Origin of the sequence: Nocardia niigatensis NBRC 100131, assembly GCF_000308655.1 — a bacterium.
Lineage (GTDB): Bacteria > Actinomycetota > Actinomycetes > Mycobacteriales > Mycobacteriaceae > Nocardia > Nocardia niigatensis.
Genome location: NZ_BAGC01000038.1, coordinates 13,561 through 33,489, shown reverse-complemented (window position 1 = coordinate 33,489; position 19,929 = coordinate 13,561). Strand labels below are relative to the sequence as shown.

The 19,929-nt window shown below is 67.2% G+C and carries 17 protein-coding genes and 1 pseudogene; 9 read left to right on the top strand and 9 right to left on the bottom strand.

Annotated features, from left to right (window positions below):
* Positions 1-87: 87 nt before the first annotated feature.
* Entirely contained in the window at positions 88-1,215 is a 1,128-nt protein-coding gene (locus tag ON33_RS11405) for a CapA family protein (RefSeq protein WP_040858275.1), read from the bottom strand.
* Positions 1,216-1,423: 208 nt separating this feature from the next.
* Entirely contained in the window at positions 1,424-1,807 is a 384-nt protein-coding gene (locus ON33_RS11400) for a hypothetical protein (protein WP_051151917.1), read from the bottom strand.
* Between the two features lie 464 nt (positions 1,808-2,271).
* Here ON33_RS11400 and ON33_RS11395 point away from each other — a divergent pair, with 464 nt between their 5' ends.
* Positions 2,272-3,612, top strand: coding sequence for a wax ester/triacylglycerol synthase family O-acyltransferase (locus ON33_RS11395; RefSeq protein WP_040858274.1), 1,341 nt, complete (start codon positions 2,272-2,274; stop codon positions 3,610-3,612).
* 215 nt (positions 3,613-3,827) lie between these two features.
* Here ON33_RS11395 and ON33_RS11390 read toward each other — a convergent pair whose 3' ends face one another.
* From ON33_RS11390 to ON33_RS11365, 6 genes are all read right to left on the bottom strand, one after another.
* The gene (locus tag ON33_RS11390; protein ID WP_245550481.1) at positions 3,828-4,622 is read right to left on the bottom strand and encodes an alpha/beta fold hydrolase; all 795 of its coding nucleotides are present in this window, start codon (positions 4,620-4,622) and stop codon (positions 3,828-3,830) included.
* Positions 4,623-4,841: 219 nt separating this feature from the next.
* Complete coding sequence (locus ON33_RS11385) at positions 4,842-5,486, bottom strand: response regulator (protein WP_040858272.1); 645 nt, start codon at positions 5,484-5,486, stop codon at positions 4,842-4,844.
* Positions 5,487-5,738: 252 nt separating this feature from the next.
* Positions 5,739-6,176, bottom strand: a complete 438-nt coding sequence (locus tag ON33_RS11380) for an Hsp20/alpha crystallin family protein (protein ID WP_040858270.1) — start codon at positions 6,174-6,176, stop codon at positions 5,739-5,741.
* A 203-nt stretch (positions 6,177-6,379) separates the two neighbouring features.
* The gene (locus ON33_RS11375; RefSeq protein WP_157184484.1) at positions 6,380-6,739 is read right to left on the bottom strand and encodes a hypothetical protein; all 360 of its coding nucleotides are present in this window, start codon (positions 6,737-6,739) and stop codon (positions 6,380-6,382) included.
* A gap of 194 nt (positions 6,740-6,933) precedes the next feature.
* Positions 6,934-8,718, bottom strand: a complete 1,785-nt coding sequence (locus ON33_RS11370) for an adenosylcobalamin-dependent ribonucleoside-diphosphate reductase (RefSeq protein ID WP_051151916.1) — start codon at positions 8,716-8,718, stop codon at positions 6,934-6,936.
* A gap of 229 nt (positions 8,719-8,947) precedes the next feature.
* Entirely contained in the window at positions 8,948-9,937 is a 990-nt protein-coding gene (locus ON33_RS11365; protein ID WP_040858505.1) for an AurF N-oxygenase family protein, read from the bottom strand.
* Between the two features lie 254 nt (positions 9,938-10,191).
* Here ON33_RS11365 and ON33_RS39515 point away from each other — a divergent pair, with 254 nt between their 5' ends.
* The 3 genes and pseudogenes from ON33_RS39515 (at position 10,192) to ON33_RS11350 (ending at position 12,426) form a co-directional block, all read left to right on the top strand.
* The gene (locus ON33_RS39515) at positions 10,192-10,329 is read left to right on the top strand and encodes a hypothetical protein (protein ID WP_174391510.1); all 138 of its coding nucleotides are present in this window, start codon (positions 10,192-10,194) and stop codon (positions 10,327-10,329) included.
* Positions 10,330-10,478: 149 nt separating this feature from the next.
* Positions 10,479-12,073 (top strand): annotated as a pseudogene (locus ON33_RS11355) (FAD-binding protein).
* On the top strand, positions 12,070-12,426 hold the full coding sequence (locus tag ON33_RS11350) for a 4Fe-4S dicluster domain-containing protein (protein WP_040858263.1): 357 nt from the start codon (positions 12,070-12,072) through the stop codon (positions 12,424-12,426). Before ON33_RS11355 ends, ON33_RS11350 begins: the two are co-directional and overlap by 4 nt.
* Before the next feature lie 135 nt (positions 12,427-12,561).
* On the opposite strand, the gene ON33_RS11345 is transcribed toward ON33_RS11350, so the two are convergent.
* Positions 12,562-14,070, bottom strand: a complete 1,509-nt coding sequence (locus ON33_RS11345; protein WP_040858261.1) for a PucR family transcriptional regulator — start codon at positions 14,068-14,070, stop codon at positions 12,562-12,564.
* Between the two features lie 164 nt (positions 14,071-14,234).
* Between ON33_RS11345 and ON33_RS39510 the strand changes: the two genes are divergently transcribed.
* From ON33_RS39510 to ON33_RS11325, 5 genes are read left to right on the top strand one after another with little or no spacing between them, the layout of a single operon-like run.
* The gene (locus tag ON33_RS39510) at positions 14,235-14,786 is read left to right on the top strand and encodes a 2-oxo-4-hydroxy-4-carboxy-5-ureidoimidazoline decarboxylase (RefSeq protein WP_083868863.1); all 552 of its coding nucleotides are present in this window, start codon (positions 14,235-14,237) and stop codon (positions 14,784-14,786) included.
* On the top strand, positions 14,741-15,613 hold the full coding sequence (locus tag ON33_RS11340) for an FAD binding domain-containing protein (protein WP_040858259.1): 873 nt from the start codon (positions 14,741-14,743) through the stop codon (positions 15,611-15,613). The genes ON33_RS39510 and ON33_RS11340 overlap by 46 nt, the downstream gene beginning before the upstream one ends.
* On the top strand, positions 15,613-16,086 hold the full coding sequence (locus ON33_RS11335; protein ID WP_040858257.1) for a (2Fe-2S)-binding protein: 474 nt from the start codon (positions 15,613-15,615) through the stop codon (positions 16,084-16,086). The genes ON33_RS11340 and ON33_RS11335 overlap by 1 nt, the downstream gene beginning before the upstream one ends.
* Positions 16,083-17,489, top strand: coding sequence for an 8-oxoguanine deaminase (locus tag ON33_RS11330; protein ID WP_083868862.1), 1,407 nt, complete (start codon positions 16,083-16,085; stop codon positions 17,487-17,489). Before ON33_RS11335 ends, ON33_RS11330 begins: the two co-directional genes overlap by 4 nt.
* Positions 17,486-19,819 carry a xanthine dehydrogenase family protein molybdopterin-binding subunit gene (locus ON33_RS11325; RefSeq protein WP_083868860.1) on the top strand — a complete coding sequence of 778 codons (2,334 nt, stop codon included), beginning with the start codon at positions 17,486-17,488 and terminating at the stop codon, positions 19,817-19,819. Before ON33_RS11330 ends, ON33_RS11325 begins: the two co-directional genes overlap by 4 nt.
* Positions 19,820-19,929 lie beyond the last annotated feature (110 nt).

Sequence of the window (19,929 nt, the reverse complement as noted above, 5' to 3'; positions counted from 1 at the left end):
TATTCGGGATCGACCAGGTTCGGAGACCGAGGGTTCAGCGAACGGGGCCCTGCCCTTCCGGGCGGTTCGACGCGGGCCGAGTTCGGTTCATTCCCAGCGGATGCGCAGCAGGTCGTCGGTTCCGCGCTCGACGTGGGTATGGAACCGGTGGCTGATGCGGGTGAGTGTCTCGCCCAACCAGTCGGCATCGGCCCGTGGAGCATGCTCGAGCCGCATATGGCGTACCCGCAGTGGCAGCATCCGGATTCCGGTCGGCTGGCCGCCGAGCTCGATCGAAACCAGGTACAGCAGCCGTAGCTCGGGGCGGTAGGACTCGTAGCCGGAAATACCTTCGTAGTCGTCGATGACATCGCCGCAGCCGTAGAGGATCGGTCTGCCGTGATAGATCTCGATCGGGCGGGGATGATGGGAGGAATGCCCATGGACGATGTCGACACCGGCGTCGACCAACCGGTGCGCGAACTGGATCTCGCTCAGCCCGACCCCGTAACCCCAGTTCGATCCCCAGTGCACGGATACGATCAGCACATCACCACTTCGCTTGTGCGCCAGCGCCTGACCCGCGATGTGGTCGGCGGCACCATGGCCCGGCGGGTCGCCGATCAGCCATACTCCTGGTCGCTGATCCTGCGCCGCCCAGGCCCTGGGAACCCCGCTGCTGGTGCTGGCGACCGAGACGATGACCACTCGCCGCCCGGTCGCCGGTTCCAGCGCCACCGGGCGGCAGGCCGCGGCGATGTCTGTGCCGGCTCCGGCGGTCCGGATGCCCGCCGCGGCGAGCGCAGCGAGGGTCTCGTGCAGGCCGTGCACCCCGAAATCGAGGATGTGATTGTTGGCGAGTGCGCAGATATCGGGCCGAAACGCTTGCAGTGTGGCGAGATTGGCGGGATTCATCCGGTAATGGATGCCCTTGCCGGGCGCGTATTCACCGTCGAGGGTGATGGAGGTTTCGAGGTTGATCAGCCGGACCTCGGGTGCCAGTTGATCGAGGACCGGACCGGCATCGCCCCACGGCCAGCCGAAATCGACCGGGTATCGGATCGGCCCATTGGCCTTTTCGGCTAATTCGACGTAAGCGCGGGCGTCGTGGATCCATCGTTCGTGCAGTTGTGGATCGCCCGGATGGGGCAGAATCTGGTCGACGCCGCGGCCGAGCATCACGTCACCGCCCAGTAGCACGGTGATCGGAATCTGTTGCGATGGTTCACTACTCATCTGTGTCCCATATCGATCGATTCACCACTTCGGGCAGGACACCGGTCTCCCCGGACCATCGATGATGCGCGGCTCCAGCCGGATTCGCGCGGGCCGCACGATCTCCGGGCTCGGCATGGCGGGCGATGCGCGTGCGTCTGATGCCTCGGCCGACCGGCGAAGAGGTCGCAGAGTTGTTGCGTGGTGCCACCGACGCGATCGGGATCGGTTAAGCGAGTTGGACTGTGCGCTCGTGCGTATCGATGGCGTGGCGCATTTGGGTGCGTGAGAGTGCGTGGTTGCCGCATTCGCAATGGGCCGGGAGCAGATCGTCGGTATAGCGGTCGCCCTCGAGCAGGTCGACATAGTGGCTGTGGCGTCGGTCGGCATGGTGTGCCTCGTCGACGTAGTCGCGGCGTCCGTGTGCGTGGGGCCCGATCTGGGTTTCGTACACCGCGCCCGCGGCCGTGTCGAAAACCGTTGCGACATGGTGGCTGCGCCCGCAACGCACACGCACCAGCGCATGGTCGTCGCGGTCGCGCCCCAGATCGTCGAGGGCGCGCCGGGCTGCGAGTTGCCGCTCGGATGGGCTGAGATTGGTCGGGTTGCTCATCGATTCCTCCGAAGACGGTGTGTTACGGGAAGGTCGGCTCGGACCGGGTATAATGTTCGGCCAGTTCGGCGAACTCGACCGGTACGACTACCTCGTCATCGCACGGTGGCCGTGTTGTCATCGCGGTTTCGACTGCTGTCATGGGTGCCTCCGTTCGTGGTAGGGCCCCATTTTCTACGGTGCGCGAAGCCCGGCAGAAGGGCCACAGGTCGCCCATCGGAAGGTCGGACGGCTCGTGAGCCATATCGATGCCCCGGACGGCGGGATCGGGACCGCGGTCGTGATCGCATTGTGATGACCGAGCGGCAGGGCCCGTGGTCCCGTCCGGGTACGAAGGTCACCGCGTCCGAGTACCTAGGCATCTGCCGTGCGCTGCCCGCTGTACGCGAGAGTTCTCACTAGCAGCGGCAGTTTCCTCAGCCGTGGTGGTGGCCGCGGCGGCTGCCGGGAAACAGGCACTTGTCATGACCGAATTGAGCCCGTTGGACACGGGATTCATGGAGATGGAAGACACCGACCGGCACATCAGCCTGGGCATCGGCGCGGTGGCGATCATCGAGGGCCCCCCTCCGACGCGGGAGAGTTTTCGCGCGGGGCTCGACCGTGGTCTGGAACTGCACGGGCGGCTGCGCCAGCGGGTCCGCCGAACCCCGTGGGATCTGGCTGCGCCCGTCTGGGAGGACGACCCGAAATTCGATTTGGCGCATCATATTCGATGGACGGCCCTGCCCGAACCCGGTGACGAGGCGGCGCTGTGCGAGCTGGTCGCCGTCGCGCTCGCCGAGCGCTTCGATCGGGATCACCCGCTGTGGGGGGTGGTCGTGGTCGAGAATCTCAGCGGCAATCGCTGGGCGATGATCGTGCTGGCGCATCACAGCATGGTCGACGGCATCTCGGGGATCACCCTGTTCGAGAGCTTCTGCGATCCGGTCGCGACCGTTCCGCAGCCGGCCCGCGAAAGGAGTTCCCGTGGAGGTCTATTCGGGGCCGTGGCCCGCACTGTCGGCCAGTCCCTCACCGTGCCCGGCGCGGTGGTCGGCGCGGTGCGCACACTGGTCCCCGTGGTTTACTGGGCCGTCGCCCCAGCTCCGGATTCGTCGCTGAACGGCCCGATCGGGCGGCAGCGCCGCTATGTCGCGGAGCGCACGAGTCTGGCGGAGGTGCGTGAGATCGCCACGGACTTCGGGGTGACGATCAACGATGTCGCCGTCGCCGCCATCACCGCCGCCTACCGTCGGCTGCTGCAGATCCGGGGCGAGACGCCCGCACCCGGGAAACTGCGCATCCTGGTTCCGGTGTCGATGCGCGCCGACGACGCGAAATACATTCCGGACAACCGTGTTTCGGCGATGATCGTGCAGCTGCCGATCGAGTTCGAATCTCCGGTCGAACGCCTCACCGCCACTCACGAGCGCATTGCGGGGCATCGGTCCCGTGGCGAGGCCGAGGCCGAGAAATCGCTACTCGCCCTCGCCGATCAGCTGCCATTCGCGGTGGCGGCGTGGGTCTTTCGCACGGCGTCCCGTTTCCCGCAGCGCGGGGTCGGCGCGCTGGCGACCAATATTCCCGGACCCCGGCACTGGCTGACGCTGGGCGGCCGGAAGGTCCTCGAGATCTGGCCCGCCATCCCCATCGCCATGCGGGTGCGCACTACCGTGGCCATTCTCAGCTACGCCGACCAACTGAACTTCGGGGTCACCGGGGACTACGACACCACCCCCGACATCGATGAGATCGCCTCGGGTATCGCGACCGAAATCGCGGTGCTGCTCGCTCACGCCCGCGGAAGGGCGCATCAGCGGTGAGGCGCGCGCTGCCCAACCTCATGACTGTGTCGGCCGCCCGATCCGTGCGGGTGCGGTCAGCAGTTCCGTGACCTCGGTAGGACCTCGAGCGCGCGCATCCCCTTGGACCCCGATGGATCGTGACCCGCGGGTTCACCTCGGCGTTCGTTGCTGCCGAAGTCCGGTCCGAGGTGACGAACCCGGGGCAGGACGAAGCCCCGATGCCGGCGGTTGCGCTAGCTGTTGGCTGTCCATGATCGCTCTGCCGCCGCTGGTCGCGCGGTGGTGGTGTCAGTGCCGGTAAACGGTTCGCGGATCACGTTGGTGATGAGTTCGCCGAAGGTGTTCGGATCGTACATGAGCCAGGTATGCCCGCCGGGCACGGTGATGGTGCGCGGGTCACCGAGGGCGGTCTGCAACGACAAGAACGTGGATTCGGGGATGACCGTGTCCAGCGTGCTCCACACCACGAAGATCGGGAGCCGGCGTTCGGCGAGCGCCGCCAGTTCGGGGGTCAGGTTGGCGGTTCGGGCGAGGTGAGCGACCTCCCACACCCCGCGCGGGTTGCGCACCACGTTCGGCACCGCGTCGCGCAAGATCACCGGTAGGACCCGGGTCAGTTGGCGACCAGGGAACAGGTCGGCCTGCAGGTGCAGCCCCCAGTCCCACAACGGGCGTTCCCGCAGCGCGCGTACTACTCCACGGTCGTCGGTCCACGCCGAACCGCCGATGGAGTTCACCAGTACCAGCCGCTCGGCGAGGTCGGGCAGGTCGTGGGCGGCTTTGATCGCGACGCCGCCACCGAAGGAATGCCCGACCATGGTCACCGGTCGGGGTAGGCCGATCGTGTCGGCGAAGTCGCCGACCCACTGGGCGTATCCGGCGAGGGTCCGATGCTCGGCGGGCAAGCTGGCGGTGCCGCCGAACCCGGGCATCGCCGGGACGTACACGCGCATTCCCATTCGGATGAGCTGTTGCAGCGGGCGGGCATAGGCTTGCCCGCCGAGTCCCCAGCCATGCAGGAAGAGCACGCCGGGGCCAACTCCACCGACCGCGTAGCGGGCGGTTCGGCTTTGAACCAGGATCGACCGCCACCGCAGTCGAGGTAGTGGTGCCCGTTTCGTGTTCATACTCCCACTACACGACGATCGCACCACGGCAGAAAGGGTCCCCGGGCCTCGATCAGCGAGAACAACGACACCAGTTCGGCTGCGGGTATCAGGAAAGGTACCGCCGCGCGTACGAAACGGTCAGTGCTGGCTGTCGTGGTGGAGCCGGGTGGTGAGAACCGCTGCCTGGGTACGGCTTTCGAGGCCGAGCTTGATCAGCAGCCGCGACACGTAGTTCTTGACCGTCTTCTCGGCCAGGCACATGCGCTCGGCGATCTGCCGATTGGTCAATCCTTCGCCGAGCAAGCCCAGGATGGTGCGTTCCTGTTCGCTGAGAACGGCCAGCGGGTCTTCGGTGTTCTCGGCACTGCGACGTAACTGCCGCATCAACGCCGCAGCCGCCCGAGGGTCGAGTATCGACCGGCCGGCGCCGACCGCCTTGACCGCTTCGGCCAGCTCCATGCCTTTGATGTCCTTTACCACATAACCGCTGGCACCGGCCAGAACCGCGTCGAGCATCGCCTGTTCTTCGGTGAACGCGGTCAAAATCAAACATCGCAGATCGTCCAGCCGAGACAACAACTCACGGCACAGCTCGATGCCGTTGCCATCGGGCAGCCCGACATCGAGCACCGCGACATCCGGGCGCAGCGTAGGAATTCGCGCCAATGCCGACACGACATTTCCCGCTTCACCGACGACTTTCAGCTCCGGGTCCGCGGCCAGCAAGTCAACCAGGCCACGGCGCACAATCTCATGATCATCAACCAGAAAGACACTGATCATCGACGCGTCACATCCTCATGCGCAACCCGCTTTCCTCCGACAATATCGACACGAGGTGAACAGGGCATGTGCGACTCGCCGCCCTGCTGCCGGCCGCGCACCTCCTGGGAACGGGGTCCGACCACCAACGCAGCGCTGGATACGCGAGCCATCACGACCTGTTCGATGTCGCCACGGACACACGGAAAGAAGCGGAGGCGATGACGGACCCACCCGATCGCCTCCGTTCGCGAAGGGCGATGGTCGACGGGCTCAATCGCCCGATTTCACTTCGACCTTCTTGGTCAGCTCCTCGGGCTGTTCGGTCATCGGCACGGCGACGGTGAGGACGCCCTTCGCGTACGTGGCTTCGATGCCCTCCTCCTGAGCGCCCGGCGGCAGGGTCACGGTGCGTTCGAACGAGCCATAGCGGAACTCCGAACGCCCTTTTTCCTCCTTCTTCTCGGTGCGTTCGGCCTTGATCATCAAACGTCGATCGCGGACCGATACCTCGACGTCCTTGTCCGGGTCTATACCGGGAAGCTCCGCGCGCACCACGTAGCGGCCTTTCTCGACGGCGTCCTCGACCCGGATCAGATGGGTGCCGAAGGTCGGCGCCCACTCGGTGAACGGCGCGAGGGTTGTATTCCACATATCCTCGAGGTCGGCCATCAGTGTGCCCGGCTGTCGGTAGACAGGAAACAGACTCATCGTTCCTCCTAACGGGGTGAAAATAGTTCCGACACAATCGATCCCACTGCCTTTGCCGAATTTCTGAAAGAGTCTCTGGTAGCCGAAACCGGCGACGATCGCCATTCGCGTCGTGACCGAATCCTCTGCCGAAACCACAGTGGCCTTCGGACTTCACGGTCTCCGAAGAAAGGCGCGCATCGAACCGCGAATCCTCGGTCGGGCTATTCCTCGCCAGAAGCGGGTTCGGCCGGTTCACAGCGGCGCGCGAGATCCGTCATCCGCTCGCGGTAATAGTCCGGCCGCAAACGGCCGGCGAGCAACTCCGACAGCAGAGCGTTCTCCACCGACAGCGCAGGCCACACCATGGTCGGATCAGCCCACGAGACACCCTGGCGTGTGAGTGCGGCGAAACGAGTGTCGTCGTCCACCGAGGACACCACCGCGCGATGACGCGGATCGCGACCGGGCACTTCCGTGCGATGCCTTCCAGCAGGTCGTGCGGTCGGGAAACCGTGAGCGGCCCACCACAGGGTCGCCGGCAGCGCCCACGCCGCCAAAGCGAACATCAAACTTGCCATCATTCGCACAACCGGCCTTTCGAACACGCAGGTTTCCGCACCGTCGCACGGGGAACCGGTCGGGTTCTCCTTCCAGGATTTCCGGATTTCCACCGCATCGGGAGGTCCGGAGGTCTCCGATCCCAGTGACCTAAGGCCGTGCTGTGCCTGGTCGGACGCAGCCGCGGCGTAGCGGGAATTCGGAGGACGCGGTGTTCTTACGTCCGCCCGGGTACCGGCATGCCGCCGGTGTAGACGCCGTGTACGTGAATCCCTGTGGCGGTTGCGTTCTGGTGTGGGTGCCGCAGGACCTGATCGGGTCGGCTGCCCGAGCGATAGACGGTGACGCCCTTGCATCCCGCGCGCCAGGCGTGGCGGAAGACATTGCGTACCTCGTCGATATCCGCGGATTCGGGCAGGTTGACGGTCTTGGCGACCGCCGCATCGGTGTGCCGCTGCACGGCGGCCTGCATTCGCACATGCCAGTACGGGTCGATCTCGTGCGCGGTCACGAATCGGCGGCGCAGGTCGACGGGAATGTCCGGGTGGTCGGCGGTGCCGCTGTCGGCGATCTCGGCCGCGACCGCCGGAGACCACACGCCGCGTTTGGTAGCCACCTGTTCGAACAGCGGCTCGATCTGGGCGAAGTCGCGCCCCAGCACATGCCGGGTGTAGGCGAGGGCGAACAGCGGTTCGATTCCCGCGGAAGTGCCCGCGAACAGTGCGATGGTGCCGGTGGGCGCTATCGAGGTGACCTGGGCATTGCGCATGGGTGCTTCGGGTCTCGTGGCCCAGCTGCTGCGGGCGAACAACGGGAAGGCGCCGCGCTCGGCCGCGAGCTCGCGGGAGGCCGCGTGCGCCCATTGCGCGATGCGTGACATGAGCCGTCCGGTGTACTGCACGGCGACTTCGCTGTCGTACGGAAGTCCCAGGGCCGCCAGTGTTTCGGCGAGTCCCATGACTCCGAGTCCGATCTTGCGGGTGGCCCGGGCCGCCGTGGCGAGCTGTGGTGCCGGGTAGGTCGCTACGTCGATGACGTTGTCGAGGAACCGCACCGCGATTCGCACGGCTTCGGCGAGGCGCGGTTCGTCGAGGTGCTCGTTGGTGAGGAAGCGGGGCAGGGCGATGGATCCGAGGTTGCAGGATTCGTTCGCCGCGAGCGGGACCTCGCCGCAGGGGTTGGTCGCCTCCACGGGCCCGAGGGCGAGCAGGGGGTTGGCGCGGTTGATCGTGTCGAGGAACAGCAGTCCCGGTTCGCCGTTGCGCCACGCTTGTTCGGCGATGGCCTCCAGCAGGGTGCGGGCGGAGACCATCCGCAGGACGCGGCCGGTACGGGGATCGATCAGCGGATGAGGACGATCCGCCGTGGCAGCCGACATGAACTCGTCGGTGACTCCCACCGAGAGGTTGAAGGTGGGCAGTACTGTGGGGTCGTTCTTGGCGCGGATGAACTCCCCGATATCGGGATGGTGGACGTCGAGCACGGCCATGTTCGCTCCCCGCCGTCGACCGCCGAGGCGGATCACTTGCGTCGCGGTGTCGAACAGCTCGATGAACGAGACCGGTCCACTGGCGCGTGCTCCGGTGGAGCGTACGAGATCGTCATGGGGCCGTAGGTGTGAGAACGAGAATCCGGTGCCCGCACCGACTTGGTGGAGCAGCGCCGTGGTGCGCAGCGTGGTGAAGATGAAGTCCAGCGAGTCCTCTATGGGCAGGACGAAGCAGCCCGACAGTACGCCCGCGCCGGTCCCGGCGTTCATCAATGTCGGTGAGTTGGGCAGGAATTCGCGTGCCCGCAACAGCGTGGAGAACCGCTCCGCCCACGTGTCGGCGCTACCCGACCGGTAAACGTCCTCGGCCTGGGCTACGAACCCGGCCACGCGATCCATCATCTGCCCGGGAGACTCGCAGACGCGGCCGTCGGCGTCGCGGCGTAGGTACCGCTCTGTGAGGACCGCGAGCGCGGCCGGAGACAGAACCGGATCGTCGACTGCTGTTGACATGGCGGCCTCCGTTCTTGCGGGCTGGCCCCAGTGTCGACCCAGGACACACGCTGGAAGAAGTGCCACAAGTCGTGTGTGCCAGGGACGGATGGCTTGCCGACCCGCTGAACCCAACCAGCGCGACTTTTCGCCGCTGTGTTCGTTCAGGCGGGCCGTTCACTCCGTCGCCGACGGGGTACCGGTCGCAGACCATCGACCAGGACGTTGATACCGGTGGGTAACCCCGAGCTCAGGCGGCTCGGCGGCCGGGCTCGCTGCGGTAGCGGGAGTGGTCGCCGTCGATGTGGAGGAATTTCCACAGGCGCTTGGTGACGGGGTTCATCAGGCCCAGCTCGTCGGCGAGGGAACGCATGTCTCCGAAGTAGCCCGAGAGGATTCTCGAAGCGGTGGGGGAGCGCCAGAACGCTTCCTTGATGACCTCGCGGGGGATGTCGAAGGTGCGGGCGAATTCCGATGGGGGCGCCATGATCTCGCCGGCCAGCCACCGCATGGCGAGCGGGAAGGCGATACCGCAGACATTGCGATACAGCGGGTTGAATGCGGGGACATGCTCTTTCAGGAACTCATTGGCAAAGGAGATGTGCCGGGCCTCCTCGGCGATATGGATCTCCATGCAGCGCACCACCGCGGGCGGCAGGTTCGCGCCATTGCGAATGACCGCCTTCTGATAATGGTCGATCGGTTCCTCGCCCCCGAGAATGCCGATGAACAGAATCGGCCAGGCATAGCCGCCGGCGACGCCGATGAACGGTGACAGCGCCCGGAAGACGGGCCGCATCCCGGGGACGTCCACGCCGATCCGGTTGACCAGCTCCTGGAACATCTGGATGTGGTTGCACTCCTCGGTCATCTCGTGGAGGCAGTAGCGGAACTCCGGCGACCCGTTGGGCAGCTTCATGATGTACTGCATCATTCCGCGGATCAGGATGCTCTCGAAGGCCGCGCCGACCTTGATGGCATTGGCGATCCGCCACCGCCCGATCTCGATCTGCCGCTCCACCGGCAGGTCCCGGTACCACTGCGTCGCGCCCAGCGGATCGATGTCCGGTTGCAGCACCCAGCGCGGGTCCTGCGGGTCGATCGCGAATTCGGGTGAGTCCCAGGCGATATCGAGATACGGATCGAATCGGCGGTACACCGAGCCCTCCGACAGGGTGTGCAGCACATCCGCGTAATCTCGTGCCGCGGGAACGGAGCCCGACATCGTCGTCAGAGCCATCATTGCCTCCTCGTCTCTGTGCCGCGCCGCTCAGCAATCGGAACCGAGGCCGCTGCTGTGCGGTGCAACACACTCCAAGGTAAGTGCTAACTAGGGTTACAGACAACCCTGAATTAATCGTGGCCTGCGACGGCCAGACCCGGTTCGGGTTCCGGCGCGGTCGGGGGTGCCGGGCGAGGGCGCAGCGCGAGGGTCACGACCGCGGCTCCCGCGAGCGGGAAGATCATGGTCCACACGCCGCCGACGTGCATGGCGTGGATGAACGCGTTGTCTACACCGAGGCCCACGCCGCCGTCGCCCGCCGCGAAGCCGAATTGGAGGCGGGATTCACTCCCGAGCAGCGAACCGCCGTCCGCCAGTGGCTCAGCGGCATGGCCGAAGCCTGCCGATGAGCCGATGCCGGACGGCCGCGAGATGCAACCGGCTTGCCACCATGTGGGAAATTCCGCCGCCAAAGGATCGCCCTGATCCGAACTCTTCGGTGAGAACGACGGGCCGCCTTACCGTTCCGGACACCAACTCTCCCGGGAGGAACGTGCCGATGAGCGAACCATGGCAGATCAGTACCGACGTGCTGGTGATCGGCGGCGGCCCCGCCGCGTGCTGGGCGGCGGTGCACGCCCGGGAAGCGGGGGCCGAGGTGGCGCTGGTGGACAAGGGATACTGCGGAACCAGCGGCGCCACAGCTCCTTCCGGCACCGGCGTCTGGTACGTCGCGCCCGAGGTCACCGCCCGTGCCGATGCCAAGGCCGGCCGTGAGGCGCTGGGCGGATATCTGGCCGACCACTATTGGATGGACCGCGTCCTCGACCAGACGTACACGAACATGAACCGGCTCGCGGTCGAGGGCCGCTACCCGTTCCCGGTGGATCCCGACACCGGCGAGCCCCTGCGCACCGGTGTGCAGGGACCCGAATACATGCGCCGCATGCGCGCCTGGGTGAAACGGCTCGGCGTGCGGATCCTGGATCATGCTCCGGCCCTGGAGCTTCTGGTCGACCCCGGCGGTGTGGTGCGCGGAGCTACCGGATATCGGCGGCAGGGCGAGCAGACTACCGGGTCGTTGCCGGTGCGGTGGTGCTGGCGACGGGCGGCTGTGCCTTCCTGTCGCGGGCGCTGGGTACCGATGTCGACACCGGTGACGGTGCGCTCATGGCCGCCGAGGCCGGGGCGCGATTCTCGGGCATGGAGTTCTCCAACGCCTACGGCATCGTGCCCAAGGGCTCGACCATCACCAAGACCGCCTACTACGGCTACGCCACCTTCTTCCACGCCGATGGCCGGGTACTGGAAGGTGCGGGCTCAGCCAAGGGCCGGTCGATGATCGCGCGGACCCTGTTGTCGGAGCCGGTTTTCGCGCAGCTGGACCGGGCCGATGCCGAGGTGCAGGCGAGCATGCGGCTGGGGCAGCCCAACTTCTTCCTCCAGTTCGACCGGCGCGGGATCAACCCGTTCACCGATCGCTTCGAGGTGGATCTGCTGGCCGAGGGCACGGTGCGGGGTACCGGCGGTATCGATGTCGTCGACGATGACTGCGCGACAACGGTTCCCGGCCTCTACGCCGCGGGCGATGCGGCGACCAGGGAGCGAATCTGCGGCGGCTTCACCGGCGGCGGCAGCCACAACTCGGCGTGGGCCATGTCCTCGGGGAGCTGGGCGGGGCGGGGTGCGGCGAGGTTCGCCCTCCGATCGGGCCGGATCGACCCGCTCAGTGTGCATGGCGTCGGCCGGGTCGGATTGCGGCCCGAGGCAACAGAATCGGTGACCTCGGACGAGGTCGTCGCGGACGCGCAGCGTGAACTCATCCCGTTCGAGAAGAATTATCTGCGCCACGGTGATCGCATCCGGCCCGCGCTGGCCGAACTCGACGAGCTCTGGGATCGGGCCGCGCGCGGACTCGGCGGCGCGACCGGGAGGGAGAAGGTCCGGGCCCGGCAGGCCGCCGCGATCACCGCGGTCGGCCGCCTGATGTACCGATCCACGCTGGCACGCAAGGAAACTCGCGGCATGAGCAAGCGCTCGGACCATCCGGAGCTGGATCCGGCGCAGCACCACCACATCCTGTCCGGCGGCTTGGACGAGGTGTGGACGTCCACGACGGCAATCGCCGGTGTGCCCGTGGCGGTGGCGTCATGATCGAGCTGGTCCGCGCCGAGGACTGCATCGCCTGCGACAAGTGCGTCGATGTCTGCCCGACCGATGTCTTCGACCGCACCGACAGCGGAATACCGTTCATCGCAAGACAATCCGACTGTCAGACCTGCTTCATGTGCGAGGCGTACTGCCCGGCCGACGCCCTCTACGTCTCACCGGAGGCAGTCCCGCTCACCGACAGCACCGCGATCCCCGAATCCCACATCGGCCGCTACCGTGAGCAGCTCGGCTGGGGGAGGGGGCGCACGCCCGGCAGCCTGGTCGCGATCGGCCCGCCCCTTCCGCACGGTGCGTTGCCGCCCCGGCTGCTCGCGCCGGGCCACGTGGTCGGGTGACCCACCGTGGCGCGCTGGGGATGGGCCGCGGGCATCGATCACCTCGAGAAATCGGCGACGAGGCGGCGATCGCGCTGTGTCGCAGCGTAATCGGCACCTCAGTGCTGAGGCATCGACATCGAGCCGCGGATGCAATCACCGCAGTGCGAGGGCGAGGAAGAAGTCGACGCGGTCTTCGAGCCGTGACAGGTCGCGGTTGGTGAGTTCTTCGATGCGCTGAATCCGGTAGCGCAGCGTGTTCACGTGCACGTGGAGCAGATCCGCGCATTTGGTCCAGGATCCGGATACCTCGAGGAAGGTTTCCAGGGTGTGTACCAGATCTGCGCGGTTGTCCTGGTCGTAGACGCGCAGCGGGTCCAGCAGCCGCACCCGGAACATGCGCCGGACCTCGTCGGGCACGCTGGCGAGCAGCAGCATGTGGGTGGCGAGTTCGTCGTGGCGGACGACGCTGGTGGGCTGCTGCCGTTCGGCGGCCATGCGCCGGGCGTATCGAGCCTCTTCGACCGCGCCGCGCAGCCCTTCGCCGTCGACCGCGCCGCTGATGCCGACCGAGAGCCGGCTCAGTTGCAGCCCGGGTTCGAGGGCTTCGACGGCCCGGTGCACGTGATCGTCGAGGGCCTTGTCGTCCCCGAGCGCGACCAGCAGGATGACCTCGCCGTCGACCACACCGATGGCAGGGCTTCTGCCGTAAAGGATTTCGCGCAACACGGCCCGCAGCTCGCCCGGCCGCACGGCCCCGGAGTCCGCGGTGGCGGCGACCGCGAGGTACCTGTCCGACAACCCCAGCCCGGTCAGTTCCAGCCGCGAGATGATCTCGGCCGGTTTGGCATCGGACATGATCAGCTCGATCAATTCCTGCGCCAGCCGCCCTTCGGCACTGTGCCGATCGTCCTGCCTGGCCCGTTCGAGCGACACCACCGCGGCCAGTTCCCCGATGAGCGCCCGCCGCTCCTCGGGCCAGTCCTTGTAGTCGCTCTCGAACACCAGGAACCAGTCCGCGATGCGCGAGGTCCCGTCGGCGTCCACCGCGAACAGCGAGTACCGCACCTGATCGTGCGAAAGCACATGCGGTAGGCGCCGTGCGCCCAGGAACGCCGACCGCACCTGTCCGGGCAGGTCACGCGTGGGCCCGGCGACGACGCGGCCGAGGGCGGACACCACCCAGCAGCGCGTGCCCAGTGTGTGATGCACCAGGTCGAGCACCGAATCCAATCCGCCACCGGATACCAGCTGCCGGTGCCGGTCCAGGATCGCGCTCAGATCGGCGGCCCGTCCCGACGACAGTTTCCGGTTGATCTGCTCGGTGACGGTGGCGAACGCGATCTGTTCCTCGACCCGGAACAGCGGAATTCGGTGTTTCCTACACGCCGCGACGAGATCCTCGGGCGCCTCGCCGTACAGCGCGTCGCCGGCGGCGAGCGCGGCCACTCGGGCGCGGGCGAGCGCGCTCACGAACGTCTCGCTGTCCTCGGGGGCATGCCGCCATTGCAGGCCGGTCAGGACGAATTCCCCACCGGAAAGGTACCGGCTCGGATCGAGCATGTCGGTGGTTACTACCCAGCGTACGAAGCGGTCCAGCTCGTCCTCGCCGGTGACGAGCCGCAAGCCGAGATCGTGCATGGTCAGCAGGGAACGTAACCGCATGATGCTCGAGGCTAACAGTCGGTGACGGCCCGGTTACCGAACTTGGATGTAAGTACGAACGCGCCCCTGTGAAGCAGGCCACAGGTTCGGAGGTCTCGTCCTATCGAGCACGACCGCCCGCCGGGTTTAGTGGTTGACACACGCCGATGACGGATGGAGGTCGGATGTCGAGTTGCCTGGAATGGCTCGGTTCGCTGCCCCGGGAGGAGGCCGAGACGCACCTGCTGACCTGCAATGCGTCGCCGACATGGGCTCGCAAGACGGTGGCGAGCACGGCGGCGAAACACCGGTCCGGGCGTGAGGCGCGGTGGTCAGCGGACGAGCAGTCCGGAGCCTCCGACGCCGACGATCCGGTGCGGGCGGACCTGGCCTCCTGGAACGTGATGTACGAGGAGCACTTCGGCCACGTCTTCCTGATCCGGGCCGCCGGGCGCAGCGCCGCCGAGATGCTCGCGGAGCTGCAGCACCGTATCGGCAACCCGGCAGCCGACGAGCAGCTGGTCGTCCGACGTGAACTCGCCGACATCACCCGGCCTGCGGATACGGAAGCTCCTGGACGACCGATGAGTCCGTCCATGCCCTCACCCCTGCTGTCGAACCCCCCTTCTCTACGTACCGGGGCAGCCGAGCGCTGTCGTACCTGCGTCGAACCGATATCTAGAGGATTGCAATGGATTTCCTGCAACCGGGAAGCTGGGCCGAAGCGCTCCAGCTGAAAGCGGAACGCCCGGAAGCGATTCCGATTCAGGGCGGCACCGATGTGATGGTCGAACTGAACTTCGACGTGCACCGCCCGGCCGCCATCCTGGACCTGAACCCGTGCCGGGAGCTGTTCCAGGTCGACGAGCAGGCCGATGGCCGTATCCGGCTCGGCTCCGGCGTCCCGTTCGTGAAGATCATCAACCGGTATCAGGATCGCCTGCCCGGTCTGGCCCAGGCGTCTCGCACCGTGGGTTCTCCGCAGATCCGCAATCGAGGCACCGTCGGCGGCAACCTGGGCGGCGCCTCGCCCGCCGGCGACGCCCACCCGGCCCTGCTGGCCGCCAACGCCGTGGTCGAGGTCGAGTCGGCCGCACGCGGCACCCGCATGATCGACATCGACGACTTCTACGTCTGGGTCAAGAAGAACTCCCTGGAACCGGACGAGCTGATTCGCGCCGTGTGGCTGCGGCCCGCCGCCGGCCCGCAGTACTTCTCGAAGGTCGGCACCCGCAACGCCATGGTGATCGCGGTGTGCTCGTTCTCCCTTGCGCTGCAAGCGGATTCGCGGACCGCCGGCGCGGGCATCGGCTCGGCCGGTCCGACCCCGATCCGTCCGGTCGAGGCCCAGGACTTCCTGGCCGCCAACTTGGACTGGGACAACGGCGGCGCGCTGAGCGAGGAGCTGGCCCACGAATTCGGCCGTCTGGTCGGCGCCGCGGCCAAGCCCATCGACGATGTGCGCGGCACCGCCGACTACCGCCGGCACGCGCTGTCGGTGATGGCCCGCCGGACCCTGGGCTGGGTATGGAACGACTACACCGCGGAGAGGACGGCGGCCTGATGCGTATCGATTTCACCGTCAACGGATCCCAGGAAACCGCCGACGACGTCTGGGAAGGCGAGAGTCTGCTGTACCTGCTGCGTGAGCGGGTCGGCCTCCCCGGCGCCAAGAACGCCTGTGAACAGGGCGAATGTGGTTCCTGCACCGTGTATCTGGACGGCACCCCGGTCTGCTCGTGCCTGGTGGCCGCGGGCCAGGTGCGGGGCCGTTCGGTCCGTACCGTGGAGGGCCTGGCCGACGGCGACAAGCTGGACCCGATGCAGCAGGCCTTCGTGGAGGCCGGCGCGGTCCAGTGCGGCTTCTGCACGCCGGGCCTGATCGTGCAGGCGCACGACCTGATCGACCGCGTACCCCACCCGTCGGATGTCGAGATCCGTGAGGCGCTGGCCGGAAACCTCTGCCGCTGCACGGGTTACGAGAAGATTCTGGATGCCGTGCGTCTTGCGGCCGAGCGGAAGGGTGCGGCCAAATGAGTACTGCCTCGCGAAGCGATGCCACCAGGGGCGGCGGTAAGGCGACGGGCGGGCGCAAGCTCGTCATCGAAAACGCCTACCTCGCACCGGTTGTCGGTGCGGAGATCCCCAATGGCCATCTGATCGTCGGCGACGACGGCCGGATCGAAGCTCTCGGCGCGGGACCTGCGCCGATGGTGGTGGGTGCTGAACGCCTCTCCGGCACCGGCTGCCTGGTGACCCCGGGCCTGGTGAATACCCACCACCACCTCTACCAGTGGGCCACCCAGGGCCTGTTCCAGGACGCCACCCTCTTCGAGTGGCTGACCGGGCTGTACCGCCTGTGGGCCACCATGGACGCCGAGATCGTCTACGGCGCGGCCTCGGCCGGCCTGGGCTGGCTCGCGCTGACCGGCACCACCACCTCCACCGATCACCACTACGTGTTCCCCCAGGGCCGTGGTGATCTGTTCGAGGCCGAGGTGCGCGCCGCCCGTGAACTGGGCATCCGGTTCCACCCGTGCCGCGGGTCCATGGACCGCGGTCAGTCCCACGGCGGGCTGCCGCCGGACGAGGTGGTCGAGAACCGCGACGAGATCCTGGTGAACACCGAGGAGATCATCCGCACGTACCACGACCCGTCGTTCGATTCCATGCTGCGCGTGGCCGTCGCCCCCTGCTCGCCGTTCTCGGTGTCCGAGGGCCTGATGGTCGACTCCGCCGCGCTGGCCCGTCAGCACGGCGTCCGCCTGCACACCCACCTCGCCGAGACCCTCGACGAGGAAGAACACTGCATCGAGCAGATGGGTTGCACCCCGGTCGAATACATGGAGAAGCTGGGCTGGCTCGACGACGACGTGTGGTTCGCGCACGCGGTACACCTGCACGACAAGGACATCGCGGCCTTCGCCAGGACCGGCACCGGTTCCGCGCACTGCCCGACCTCCAACGCCCGCCTCGGCGCGGGCATCGCGCGAGTGATGGACCTGCTCGCCGCCGGCGCCCCTGTGGGCCTCGGTGTGGACGGCGCGGCCTCCTCCGAGCTCACCTCCATGGCCGGGGAAATGCGGCAGGCCATGCTGTTCCAGCGCGCCGTGCACGGCCCCCGCGCCATGACCGCGCGTCAGGCCCTCGAGGTCGGCACCCTGGGCGGAGCCCGAAACCTGGGCCGCCGGAACGAGATCGGCTCCCTCGAGGTCGGCAAGCTCGCCGATATCGCGGTCTGGAAGGTGGACGGCTTCCGCGCCGCCGTCGAGGACCCGGTGTGCGCGCTGGTGTTCGGCCCGCAGCCGCCGCTGGCGCGCCTGCTGGTGGGCGGCAAGACGGTCGTGGAGAACGACGAGCTGAAGACCATGTCCCACGACGCGGCCGGCCGGGCCGGCGTCGCCGCGCGGCGGCGAATCATGAAGCTGGAGAACCGATGACCATCGCACGCGCCACTCGGTTCCCCACCGACGTCGCGGTACCGGGCGGCGGCGGGATCGGCGAGAGCCCGCTGCGCCCCGACGGCACCCTCAAGGTGAAGGGCGAATTCGCCTACTCCTCCGATCTGTGGATGGACGGCATGCTGTGGGGCGCGACCCTGCGCAGCCCGCACGCCCGCGCCAAGCTCGTCAGCGTCGATGCCGGCAAGGCGCTCGCCATGACCGGCGTGCACGCCGTGCTCACCCACGAGGACGTGCCGGGCCGCAAGGTCTACGGCCTCGACCACACCTGGGACCAGCCGGTGCTGGCCTTCGAGGAGGTCCGCCACCACGGCGAGGCCATCGCCCTGGTCGCCGCGGACCACCCCGAGATCGCGCGGCGGGCCGTCGCCGCGATCGAGGTGGAATACGAAGTGCTGGAACCGATCACGGATCCGATGGCCGTCATCGAGGACCCGATCGGGCTGGCCGTGCAGTCGCGCGGCGGCATCGCCCGCTATCAGCCGGTGCGCGCCGGTGACATCGAGGCCGGCAAGGCCCTCGCCGCCATCGTGGTATCGGAGGAGTTCGAGGTCGGCATGCAGGACCAGGCATTCCTGGGCCCGGAGTCCGGCATGGTCATCCCGAACGAGGACGGCTCGCTCGACTTCTATGTCGCCACGCAGTGGCTGCACTGGGATCTCACCCAGATCGGCCCCTGCCTGGGGCTGAACGAAGACCAGATCCACATGACCATGTCCGGTGTCGGTGGCGCCTTCGGCGGCCGCGAGGACCTGTCCATGCAGATCCACGCCGGCATGCTGGCCATGCGGACCGGCAAGCCGATCAAGATGATGTACAACCGCCAGGAATCCTTCTTCGGGCACGTGCATCGCCACCCGGCCAGGATGCGCTACGAGTTCGGCGCCACCGCGACCGGAAAGCTCACCTACGCGAAGGTTCTCATCGTTCTCGACGGCGGCGCCTACACCTCGGCCACCCAGAACGTGATCGGCAACGCCGCCTCGCTGGCGCTGGGCCCCTACGAGGTCCCGCACCTGGAGATCGACGCCTACGGCGTGTACACCAACAACCCGGTGTGCGGCGCCATGCGCGGATTCGGGGTCGTGCAGGCGTGTTTCGCCCACGAGTCCATGATGGACAAGCTGGCCGAGGCCCTCGACATGGATCCGGTCACGGTCCGTCAGGTCAATGCCGTCTCCCAGGGCTCCACGCTCGCCACCGGCCAGGTCGTGCACGCGCCGACCCCGCTGAAGGAGATGCTGGACAGCCTGCGCGACATGGAACTGCCGGAGTCCGTGGACATCTCGGACATCCGCAACCTGCCCGGCGGCGCGTCGCAGACCACCCACGGCGAGGGCGTGTACCGCGGTGTCGGCTACGGCGTCGGCATCAAGAACATCTGCTTCTCCGAGGGTTTCGACGACTACTCGACCGCCCGCGTGCGGCTCGAGGTCATCGCCGGCGAGCCGGTCGCGCTGGTGCACACCGCCGGGGCGGAGGTCGGTCAGGGCCTGATCACCCTCGAGGCGCAGATCGTGCGCACCGAACTCGGCGTCGAGCGGGTCATCAGCCACCCCTCCGACAACAATGTGGGCAGCTCCGGTTCCTCGTCCGCCTCGCGCCAGTCCTACATGACCGGCGGCGCGGTGATGACGGCCTGCCGGGCGATCGTCGACGAGCTGTTCGTGCTGGCGCGCAAGAAGTTCGACGTGCACGGCTTCATGCGGCTCGAGGGCGGCAAGGTGGTCGAGAACAACGGTGCGGTGGTCGCGGCCATCGCGGATGTGCTCGGCGACGACGTCATCGATCTGACCCGCGAATACCACCACCGGCCGACCACCGGTATGGACAAGGTGACCGGCCAGGGCTCCAGCCACACCCAGCTCGCGGTCTGCGTGCATCGGGCCGTAGTGGACGTCGACACCGACCTCGGCCTGGTGAAAGTCGTTGCCCTGGACGCCGTTCAGGACGTCGGCAAGATCATGAACCGGCTCTCGCTGGAAGGCCAGATCCACGGCGGCTCCATTCAGGGCCTCGGTCTGGCGGTTATGGAGGAAATTCAGGTCACCAACGGCAAGGTGCGGAACCCGTCCTTCACGGACTACTTGATTCCCACCATTCTCGACACACCCCCGCAGAAGCTGGAGATCCTGGAGAACCCGGACCCGCACGCCCCCTACGGGTTGCGCGGCGCGGGTGAACCGCCCACTCTCTCCTCCACACCGGCGATCGCCGCGGCGATTCGCGACGCCTGCCGTAAGCGGGGCGGCACCGGGAACATCAACCGCGTGCCCGTGCGTCCGGAAGACATCATCCGGAACAGTTGATCAACAGGGGCAGATCGCGCTTTTCGAAATGGTGGAGCGCTATAGGGACCCCACAGCAAGCATCACCGAATCCACGGCCCGGGATATCCCAGCTACCTCGGGCCGCTGGT

What these genes read in the sequence shown, in the direction of transcription:
- ON33_RS11405 (WP_040858275.1), bottom strand. Translation starts at nt 1,215, where the DNA reads ATGAGTAGTGAACCATCGCAACAGATTCCGATCACCGTGCTACTGGGC.
- ON33_RS11400 (WP_051151917.1), bottom strand. Translation starts at nt 1,807, where the DNA reads ATGAGCAACCCGACCAATCTCAGCCCATCCGAGCGGCAACTCGCAGCC.
- ON33_RS11395 (WP_040858274.1), top strand. Translation starts at nt 2,272, where the DNA reads ATGACCGAATTGAGCCCGTTGGACACGGGATTCATGGAGATGGAAGAC.
- ON33_RS11385 (WP_040858272.1), bottom strand. Translation starts at nt 5,486, where the DNA reads ATGATCAGTGTCTTTCTGGTTGATGATCATGAGATTGTGCGCCGTGGC.
- ON33_RS11380 (WP_040858270.1), bottom strand. Translation starts at nt 6,176, where the DNA reads ATGAGTCTGTTTCCTGTCTACCGACAGCCGGGCACACTGATGGCCGAC.
- ON33_RS11375 (WP_157184484.1), bottom strand. Translation starts at nt 6,739, where the DNA reads ATGATGGCAAGTTTGATGTTCGCTTTGGCGGCGTGGGCGCTGCCGGCG.
- ON33_RS11370 (WP_051151916.1), bottom strand. Translation starts at nt 8,718, where the DNA reads ATGTCAACAGCAGTCGACGATCCGGTTCTGTCTCCGGCCGCGCTCGCG.
- ON33_RS11365 (WP_040858505.1), bottom strand. Translation starts at nt 9,937, where the DNA reads ATGGCTCTGACGACGATGTCGGGCTCCGTTCCCGCGGCACGAGATTAC.
- ON33_RS11350 (WP_040858263.1), top strand. Translation starts at nt 12,070, where the DNA reads ATGATCGAGCTGGTCCGCGCCGAGGACTGCATCGCCTGCGACAAGTGC.
- ON33_RS11345 (WP_040858261.1), bottom strand. Translation starts at nt 14,070, where the DNA reads ATGCGGTTACGTTCCCTGCTGACCATGCACGATCTCGGCTTGCGGCTC.
- ON33_RS39510 (WP_083868863.1), top strand. Translation starts at nt 14,235, where the DNA reads ATGTCGAGTTGCCTGGAATGGCTCGGTTCGCTGCCCCGGGAGGAGGCC.
- ON33_RS11340 (WP_040858259.1), top strand. Translation starts at nt 14,741, where the DNA reads ATGGATTTCCTGCAACCGGGAAGCTGGGCCGAAGCGCTCCAGCTGAAA.
- ON33_RS11335 (WP_040858257.1), top strand. Translation starts at nt 15,613, where the DNA reads ATGCGTATCGATTTCACCGTCAACGGATCCCAGGAAACCGCCGACGAC.
- ON33_RS11330 (WP_083868862.1), top strand. Translation starts at nt 16,083, where the DNA reads ATGAGTACTGCCTCGCGAAGCGATGCCACCAGGGGCGGCGGTAAGGCG.
- ON33_RS11325 (WP_083868860.1), top strand. Translation starts at nt 17,486, where the DNA reads ATGACCATCGCACGCGCCACTCGGTTCCCCACCGACGTCGCGGTACCG.